Source organism: Streptomyces sparsus (assembly GCF_054776295.1).
The window spans coordinates 1-1984 of sequence record NZ_BAAHCA010000900.1 but is presented as its reverse complement, the minus strand read 5'-3'; the positions used below and the strand labels follow the sequence as shown (position 1 = coordinate 1984).

Sequence of the window (1984 nt, the reverse complement as noted above, 5' to 3'; positions counted from 1 at the left end):
GTCCGCCGAGCCGTCCGACGCCCGGGGGCGGCGCTCGGTGCGGCCGGTGTGGCTGGCCGGGCTGGCCGCGGCACTGGTCTGCGCCGGCGTGGTCAGCTACTACGCGTCCTCCGAACTCGACGGCCTGGAGCGGGTCTCCACCGACCACGGCTTCATCGACCAGGCCGAGGACCACGCCATGGACGACTCGCCCCTGGCCGACTACGGGGTGGGCGACCTCGGCGACGAGCGGCTCTCCGTCGGCCTCGCCGGGATCATGGGCGTCGGCGCGACGCTGGCCCTGGGCACCGGCGTGTTCATGGTGGTCCGGCGCCGCCGGCAGGAACCCGCCGTGGACGAGAAGGTCTGACGTGGGAGCCGGTCACGCCCACAAGCTCTACCGGCACGGACACACGGCCGTGCACCGGCTGCCCGCCCACTGCAAGCTCGTCGCCGTCTTCTGCTTCGTGCTGGTGGCGGTGGCCACCCCGCGCGAGGCGATGTGGGCGTTCGGCCTCTACGCCGTGCTGCTCGCCGCCGTGGCTGGCGCCGCCCGGGTACCGCCCGGCTTCCTGCTGAGCCGCATGCTGATCGAGATCCCCTTCGTCACCTTCGCGCTGCTGCTGCCGTTCGTCGCCGAGGGCCCGCGGGTGGAGTGGCTCGGACTGTCGCTCAGCGAGTCCGGCCTCTGGGGCGCGTGGAACGTGCTCGCCAAGGGCACACTCGGCGTCGCCGCCTCCGTGCTGCTCGCCGCCACCACCGACATCCGGGCGCTGCTGCTCGGGCTGCAACGCCTCCGGCTGCCCGCGCAGCTGGTGGAGATCGCCTCCTTCATGATCCGCTACGGCGACGTCGTCGCCGACGAGCTGCGGCGCATGCGCGTCGCCCGTCTCTCCCGCGGCTTCCAGTCCCGCGGCGTCCGGCACTGGGGGGTGCTGGCGAAGACCGCGGGGGCGCTGTTCATCCGCTCCTACGAACGCGGCGAGCGCGTCCACCTGGCCATGGTCAGCCGCGGCTACACCGGTTCCATGCCCGTCACCGACACCGCCGGGGCCACCCGATCCCAGTGGGCGCGGACCGCCGCCCTGCCGTTCGCGGCGCTCGCCGTCTGTCTGATGGGATGGCTGCTGTGACCGCAACTCCCGACCCCCCGCCGAACCGCGACACCACCGAGGCGTCCGCCGCCGCCGAGGTGCCGGGCCCGCCGCCCTCCCTGGACGTCACCGGGCTGGCCTTCGCCTACCCGGACGGCCACCAGGCGCTGTTCGGCGTCAACCTCACCGTGCCGCGCGGTGAGCGGGTCGCGCTGCTCGGACCCAACGGAGCCGGCAAGACCACGCTGGTCCTGCACCTGAACGGCATTCTCACCGCCGGGGCCGGCCGGGTCGCCGTCGCCGGGCTCCCGGTCGAGCGGCAGCACCTGGCCGAGATCCGCCGCCGGGTCGGCATCGTCTTCCAGGACCCGGACGACCAGCTGTTCATGCCGACCGTGCGGGAGGACGTGGCGTTCGGCCCGGCCGCCGCCGGGCTGCGCGGCGAGGAGCTGGCCGCGCGCGTCACGGAGGCCCTCGAACGGGTGGGCATGGCCGACTGCGCAGACCGGCCCCCGCACCACCTCTCCTACGGCCAGCGCCGACGGGTCGCGGTGGCGACCGTGCTGGCGATGCGCCCGGAGATCCTCGTCCTGGACGAACCGTCCTCCAACCTGGACCCGGCCTCGCGGCGCGAACTGGCCGACGTCCTGCGCTCGCTCGACGTCACCGTGCTCATGGTCACCCACGACCTGCCGTACGCGCTGGAGCTGTGCCCGCGCGCGGTGGTGCTCAGTGACGGCGTGATCGTCGCCGACGGACCGACCGGCGACCTGCTGCGGGACGCGGACCTGCTGCGCGCCCACCGCCTGGAGCTGCCCTTCGGTTTCGACCCCTCGGCGGCACCCCTCACCGCCCCCTGACGCACCCGCCGCGCCGCCCTCGTGCCGCTCGCCCGACGGGCGCAGGGCCCG

At 74.5% G+C, this 1984-nt stretch carries 3 protein-coding genes; all 3 read left to right on the top strand.

Annotated elements, in window-relative coordinates; all coding sequences use genetic code 11:
- Positions 1–349, top strand: a 349-nt coding sequence (locus tag ACYVE9_RS24710) for a PDGLE domain-containing protein (protein WP_461030114.1), incomplete at its 5' end; no start/stop codon positions are given.
- Between the two features lies 1 nt (position 350).
- Positions 351–1112 carry a cobalt ECF transporter T component CbiQ gene (gene cbiQ / locus ACYVE9_RS24705; RefSeq protein WP_461030113.1) on the top strand — a complete coding sequence of 254 codons (762 nt, stop codon included), beginning with the start codon at positions 351–353 and terminating at the stop codon, positions 1110–1112.
- On the top strand, positions 1100–1933 hold the full coding sequence (locus ACYVE9_RS24700) for an energy-coupling factor ABC transporter ATP-binding protein (protein WP_461030112.1): 834 nt from the start codon (positions 1100–1102) through the stop codon (positions 1931–1933). Before cbiQ ends, ACYVE9_RS24700 begins: the two co-directional genes overlap by 13 nt.
- Positions 1934–1984 lie beyond the last annotated feature (51 nt).